Source organism: Micromonospora sp. NPDC049060 (genome assembly GCF_040649055.1).
In the GTDB taxonomy this organism is placed as follows: Bacteria; Actinomycetota; Actinomycetes; order Mycobacteriales; family Micromonosporaceae; genus Micromonospora; species Micromonospora reichwaldensis.
On record NZ_JBEZEV010000017.1, the window covers coordinates 79,945 to 86,398 of the forward strand.

Annotated in this window: 6 protein-coding genes; 1 reads left to right on the forward strand and 5 read right to left on the reverse strand. The window is 73.9% G+C overall.

The window, feature by feature from the left end; genetic code table 11:
- Positions 1 to 106: 106 nt before the first annotated feature.
- Positions 107 to 1,144 (reverse strand): hypothetical protein, encoded by a 1,038-nt coding sequence (locus AB0B83_RS10425; protein WP_357577902.1) that lies wholly within the window; start codon positions 1,142 to 1,144, stop codon positions 107 to 109.
- 75 nt (positions 1,145 to 1,219) lie between these two features.
- A complete protein-coding gene (locus AB0B83_RS10430; protein ID WP_357577903.1) occupies positions 1,220 to 1,801 on the reverse strand; it encodes a hypothetical protein in 582 nt (193 codons plus the stop codon).
- A 189-nt stretch (positions 1,802 to 1,990) separates the two neighbouring features.
- Here AB0B83_RS10430 and AB0B83_RS10435 point away from each other — a divergent pair, with 189 nt between their 5' ends.
- A complete protein-coding gene (locus tag AB0B83_RS10435) occupies positions 1,991 to 3,031 on the forward strand; it encodes a S66 peptidase family protein (RefSeq protein WP_357577904.1) in 1,041 nt (346 codons plus the stop codon).
- A 121-nt stretch (positions 3,032 to 3,152) separates the two neighbouring features.
- Here the strand turns inward: AB0B83_RS10435 and AB0B83_RS10440 are convergent, their stop codons facing one another.
- The 3 genes from AB0B83_RS10440 to AB0B83_RS10450 all read right to left on the reverse strand — a co-directional run bounded on the left by AB0B83_RS10440 (position 3,153) and on the right by AB0B83_RS10450 (position 6,303).
- Positions 3,153 to 4,073, reverse strand: coding sequence for a DUF559 domain-containing protein (locus tag AB0B83_RS10440; protein ID WP_357577905.1), 921 nt, complete (start codon positions 4,071 to 4,073; stop codon positions 3,153 to 3,155).
- Between the two features lie 82 nt (positions 4,074 to 4,155).
- A complete protein-coding gene (locus AB0B83_RS10445) occupies positions 4,156 to 5,082 on the reverse strand; it encodes a cyclase family protein (RefSeq protein ID WP_357577906.1) in 927 nt (308 codons plus the stop codon).
- A 378-nt stretch (positions 5,083 to 5,460) separates the two neighbouring features.
- A complete protein-coding gene (locus tag AB0B83_RS10450; protein WP_357577907.1) occupies positions 5,461 to 6,303 on the reverse strand; it encodes an AraC family transcriptional regulator in 843 nt (280 codons plus the stop codon).
- Between the last annotated feature and the right edge of the window lie 151 nt (positions 6,304 to 6,454).

The window sequence follows — 6,454 nt, forward strand, 5'->3', positions numbered from 1 at the left end:
GAAGGACAGCGCTGTCCGACTCCCTGGATCGTATCCGCGTCCCCCGCCGGGAAGGAGGGGACCCTTGCAATCGTCTGCGGTAGAGGAAGGGGCCCTTCCTGACATCTCAGCCGGCGCCGGGCGCATCTGTGCTGGTGGGGCCGGGTGCGGGGCGTCGACCGGCGCGACGGCGGGCCTGGAACGGGGTGGCGCTGAGCACACCCGCCACGCCCAGCGCCGTCCAGATGGTGAGCCCGGCGATCGGCCAGCCGGTCGACCGGCGGTCGAAGTAGACGACGGACTTGAGCAGGTCGGTGGCGAGCCCCGGCACGTTCCACCGGTGCATGCCGCGCAGCCAGGTCGGCAGGAACTCGGGGGCGTAGATGCCGCCGGAGCCGGGGTTGCCGAGCACGACCAGCAGCAGGATCACCAGCCCGGTGCCGAACAGCCCCAGCCAGCCCTGCACCGCCGAGGCGATCATCGCCGCCGCGAGGACCGCCAGCGCCCCGCTCGCGGCGACCCCGACCAGGTCGTGGTCCCAGACGTCCAGGACGGGTCCCACCACGATCGCGCCGGCGGCCCCGAGCACCAGGCTGTAGACGGCCAGCGCGGCGATCCGCAGCCCGGCGCGGCGCAGGCTGCGCGGGGCGGTGCCGTTGCCCAGGCCGAGCACGGTGGCGGCGAGGTAACCGCCCAGCACGTACCCGACGGCCAGGTAGAACGGCACGAGCCCGCGCGGATCGGTCGCGGCCACCGGCACCTCGTCGGTGACCCGCAGCGGCATCTCCGCCTGCCGGGCGGCGGTGTCGAGGACCCGGACGACGACGTCGGTAGCGGCCGGCGCGGCGGCGCTCGCGGTGGTCAGCACCAGTCCGCCCTCGGCGCCGGTGGCGAGCACCCCGTACACCTCGCGGGTGAGCAGGCCGTCGTCGGCGGCCCGCGGGTCGGCGTACTCGACGGCGTCGAGGGTGCCGCTCTGGTTGCGTACGGCGGCGAGGACGGCCTGTGCCTTCTGGTCGCCGCGCACCACCCCGACCGGCACGTCGCGGGGCGTGGGACGGTGCAGCGCGCCGACGTACGCGGTGATGAACGCGGTGGCGAGCACCAGGGTGCCGAGCAGCAGCGCGGCGGTACGCGGCAGCTCGTCGCGCATCTCCTGGTCCACGCCGCCAGCCTAGGGCGGCTCGTGCCCGGTATGTGGGGTTTCCCGGCCGGGCCGGGGCTGCCGGCGCCGCGTCGATCAGGTGAGCTGGCAGCGGCCTGCGCTGTAGTGGGCGACCGCCGCCATGATCTCCGCCTCGGACCGGTCCGCGAAGTTGAGCGTGGCGACCAGCCCCGAGCCGTAGAAGGCGCTCAGGGCCGCGCTGTCGAGCGCCGTGAACGCCCCGAGGTGCTGGAGCGCCCGCGCATCGCGTGGCGTGACCACCAGCATCTTCTCCAGGCTCCACCGGCGCCGGGAGATCCGCGCGACGCCCTCCCACGGCAGCCAGATCGCCTGGCCCCGGGTCGGCCGGGTGCGGATCCAGAGCCCGGCGGGGCCGAGTGCCAGCACCGGGCCGCCGGAACCGATCAGCCAGAGCTGGATCCCCAGCGGCAGGGCGACCAGGGCCAGCAGGCAGCCCACCACGCCGAGGATCGCGACCACGGACTGGGAGCGCAGCTGCGGATCGGACGAGTTCGCCATGCCGAGACCGGCGCAGCAGGCGATCGGGAGGATGAGGAGCAGCACCACCCCCGTCATCAGCAGGCCGCGTTTCGCGACGTTGGGGCGTACCACGAAGGGCTGGTCCTCCGGGATGCGCCTGGTCACCGGCGGCGGCACGGGGCCTCCCCACGGGCCGCCGTGCGGTGGGCCGTGGTGGAAGGGCTGCGGCGGATGTCCGGCGGGGGTGCTCACGGGGCCTCCGAATGCTCGATCAACTTCGGCGGGGCCAGCCTAGAGGCCGTCCGCCAGCGTCCCGGCGGGGCGGACCAGCGGAAAACCGCTGGAGCCGGTCGGTAGCGTCCGATCATGACGTCGTCGAGCTATCCCCCCAAGCCACGACCGGGAGACCGGGTCGCGGTCGTCTCGCCGTCCGCCGGCCTGCCGGCCCTCTTCCCCCACGTGTACGAGTTGGGGCTGCGCCGGCTGCGCGAGGAGTTCGGCCTGGAGCCGGTGGAGTACCCGACCACCCGGGTACTCGGCGCCGACCCGCGCGACCGGGCCCGGGACCTGACCGCCGCCTTCGCCGACCCGACGATCGCCGCCGTGCTCGCCACGGTGGGCGGGGACGACCTGATCACGGTCACCCCGCACCTGGACGACGCCGTGCTGCGGGCCAACCCGAAGCCGTACTTCGGCTACTCCGACAACACCAACGTCCTCAACCACCTGTACCGGCTGGGCGTCGTGTCGTACCACGGCGGGTCGGTGCTCGTGCACCTCGGTCGGCCGGGCAGCCCGCACCCGCTGACCTTCGACTCGCTGCGCGCGGCCCTCTTCACCTCCGGCTGGTACGACCTCACGCCCGCGCCTGAATGGGGCGACCGGCCGAACGACTGGCAGGACCCGGCGACGCTGGCCGACGAGCCGGAGATGCTCCCGGGCGAGGGCTGGCGCTGGCAGGGGCCGTCGACGGTCGTCGAGGGGCGCACCTGGGGCGGCAACCTGGAGATCCTGCACTGGCTGCTGGCCGCCGACCGGGTCCCTGACGCCGGGGAACTCGCCGGGTCGGTGCTGATGGTCGAGACCTCCGAGGAACTCCCCTCGGCCACCGAGGTGTTCCGGATCCTGCGCAACATGGGGGAGCGCGGTCTGCTCGCCGGCTTCCCGGCGGTCCTCGTCGGCCGGCCGAAGGCGTGGGACTTCACCCGGCAGCACACCCCCGACGAGCGGCGGGACTGGGCGGCGGCGCAGCGGGAGGCGGTCACCCGGGCGCTGGCCGCCTATTGCCCCGACGCGGTGGTGGTCTTCGACGTCGACCTCGGCCACACCGACCCGCAGCTGATCGTCCCGTACGGCGGCGAGATCCGCATCGACCCGACCACCCGACACATCTCGGTCCGCTACTGACCCACCCCCGCCCCGCCTTCACGTGCGGCCGCCCTCGCCGCCCGCCGCGTGCGTGCGGGCGCCCCGGTGATCAGGACGCCATGGACGTTATCTGGCCGGTTTGAGGTCCATGGCGTCCTGATCAGCATTGGGCGGGCCGGCGTTCCTGGATTGCGTCGGTCACCAGCCGGACAATCCGGGCGGGGTGCCGCAGTACGTCGTCCGCCGTGAAGCGCAACACCAACCAGCCCGCCGCGCGGAGCGCGTTGAGCCGAGCCACGTCCCGCTGGAAGTGGGCGCGTTCCCGGTGGTGGTCACCCTCGTACTCGGTGGCGATTCGCCACCGGGGGTGGGCGAGGTCGACGCGGCGGAGGAAGACGCGTCCCCGCTGCGCATGGGTGCCGTACACGTCGTGCTGCGCGGTCAGGGGTGGCAGGCCGGCGTCGTGCAGGACGAGCCGGAGCCGGGTCTCCATCGGGGACTCGCTCAGCGGCTCGGCCAGCGCGAGCACCTCCCGCAGTTGGGCGGTGCCGGGCCAGCCGTTGTGCGTGTCCAGGTAGCTGCCCAACGTCGGGAGCTTGACCACCCGCCGATGCAGCAGCGCGTCCACCGCCACGAGCGCGTCCGTCCGGGCCGACTGCCGCCCGAGGTCGAAGGCCGTGCGGACGCCGGTGGTGACCGGCAAACCGGCGAAGCGGGTGATCTCCCGCGCGGAGAACGACCGTTGGTCGACCGACACACGCCGAGTGGAGCGTCGACGGGCCGTCGCCGGAAGCGTGACGAAGACCGGGCTCGCGCGTGGGAGGAGGTCCACGCCCCACAGGAATGCCGCGCTGAGACCGCTGATGGCGGCCCCCGTCGGCAGGGTGAGGGCAACGGCGTCGCACCACATCCGGTGGTCGTTCTCACGGTAGCCGTCGACGTGGACGTAGATGTCGGGCAGCAGCCGGCGCCAGGACGGCCCGCGGAGCATCCGCCACGTGACGAGGCCGGCGGCGACGGCCCGACTGCCGGAGAACGGGAGGAACGCCAACTCTCTGGGGACGCGCGGTGCCCGTGACATCCCGGCAGCCTGCCGTCACGGCCAGCTCGCGCGCCGACCCGAAGGTTGATCTCGCGGTGTTGGCGTGGCCCTCGGTCGCCGATCAGGTGGGATTGAGGACCGCGAAGGCCCGTACCGGGAAGGTGCCCATGCCGGCCACCATCGGTGGGGCGGCCGTGAACCGGAAGCCGGTCGGAGGCAGCGCGTCGAGCCCGGTCAGGTGCTCCACGATCGGGACGCCGGCGGCCAGCAGGGTGCTGTGCGCCGGTCGCTCGCCGGCCGCAGCCGGGCTCATGTCGTCGATGTTGATCGAGTCGATACCGACCAGGGCGGCGCCCGCGTCGACCAGGGCCCGGGCGCCGTCGCCGGTGAGGTAGGGCGCCTCCGGCGCGCCGTACCGGTCCGTGCCGAAGTGCGCCGACCAGCCCGTGTGCAGCAGCACCGCGTGCCCGGCGACGTCGTACGGCGCCAGCAGCAGCCGGTCCACCGCGCGGGTGCCGGCCGGTACCCGGACCACGAGGCCGGGCAGGTCGGCGAGGCGGTCCAGCGGGGTGCCAGCGAGGTCGGCGCCGTCGGCGAAGCGGTGGGCGGGCGTGTCCACGTACGTGCCGGTGTTGGCGATCATGTCGATGCGCCCCACCTGGAACTCGGTGCCGGGGGCGTAGTTGGCGCGGGACGCCTCCCGGGTCAGCCACTCGGTGATCCGTGGCGCCGGCCAGCCCGGCAGGGTGGTCATGCCGTCGGTGACCACGTGGCTCAGCTCGACCAGCCGTCGCCGGGAACCGTCGTCCGGGCCGGCCCCGGCGGCCACACCCCGGCCGCCCTTGTGCGGCTCCTCGATGATCGTCCGGCCGGTGATGCGTACCTCGGCCACCATCAGCAGCCCGAGGTGCCGGACGAACAGCGCCGCCAGTTCGTCGTCGGCGATGTCGCGGCCGGGGATGTCCAGACGGAACCCGTCGGTCCGCAGCCCGCCGCCGTTGGCGAAGGTGACCTCTGCGTCGAACTGTGCCCGCCACTGGTTGCCCATGAGCGCAGCCGATCACGGCCGGCCATCCCCGTCAAGATCCTTCGAACGGGCCGCCCCGTGCCCACCGGAGTGCCGTACAGGGGGGTGTACGGCACCACCGGCGGGCGGCGACGGCGCCTTGCCGTCGCCGAGGTCGCAGCCGGTTGGAGCTGCGGGCCTCCCCGAACAGGTCCGCGCACCCCGCGACCGCCGATCCGGCGGCTCGATCCCGGCTGACGGATTCCATCTTCGGCCGCCGGGCGGCCCGGGTCTTGAACATCGATGCTCGGTTGACCGCCGACTCAAAACCCCGCCACGATCCGGCCCGACCGACCGGCCCGACCCGGCCGCCCGACCTGGCCCGAACGCAGGGACAGCGGGTCAAGGAGTAAGGCGGGGTCAGGGCCGTCGGGTTTGGGTGAGGAGTCGGCGCAGGTGGGCCGGGGGGTGGCCGACGTGGTCCCGGACCACCCGGGTGAGGTGGGCCTGGTCGGCGAAGCCGTGTTCCGCCGCCACCGTGCGCAGCGGCCGCTCGTCCGACTCGGCGAGGGTGTCCAGCACCGCCCGGACCCGCAGCCGGTTCCGGTAGGCGGTGAGGCTGCTGCCGGTGACCCGGTGGAACACCCGGCTCAGGTGGTGCGGGGAGGCGCCCACCTCGCGGGCCACCTCGTCGAGGCTGAGCGAGTAGTCGCCGGCGGTGAGCACCTCGCGGGCCCGGTCGGCCAGGCGGCGGTGGGCGACCTGGGTGGCGGGCCGCCGGCTGACCGCGCGTGCCAGGTCCGTCCCCGGCTCGTCCCGGGCACCGGTACGGCTGAGCACCCCGTCGAGGAAGCGGTGCAGCCGCTCCGTCATCTCGAAGTGGTCCAGTCCCCGCCGGAACTCCGCGATGAGCATCCGGTGTGCCAGGTCGAGCGACGCGTCCGAGGTGCCCTCCCAGCCGGCGGTCTCCAGCCAGCGCGCCCCGTCCGGGCGTCCGGCCAGCACCGTCGGGTCGACCTGCACGCAGGTGTACGAGTCGCCGCAGCCCAGCGGGTGGGACACGGACATCTCGTCGCCGGGCCGGGTCATCAGCACGGAGGTGGCGTCCGAGAAGGTCGTACGACCGTTGAGCCGCCGCCGGTAGGCCCCCGATCGCCCGAGGATGAGGTTGTGGAACCTCTCGGCGGCGGGCTCGGTCCAGCCGTGGCTCTCGACGATGCAGCGCACCTCGTAGATCAGGATGCCCTCCGGGTGACCCAGCACCCGCCACCGGCCGGGCGTGGTCTTGCGGCGTGGATCGCTGCCGGTTCCCTCAGGCACAGGGAGGTGCGGCCGGCGGCCCAGGCGTCCAGCAGGTGCGCGGCGAAGAGCCGGTCCACCGCCAGCGCGGCGGCGGCGCCGAAGAGGACGTCCG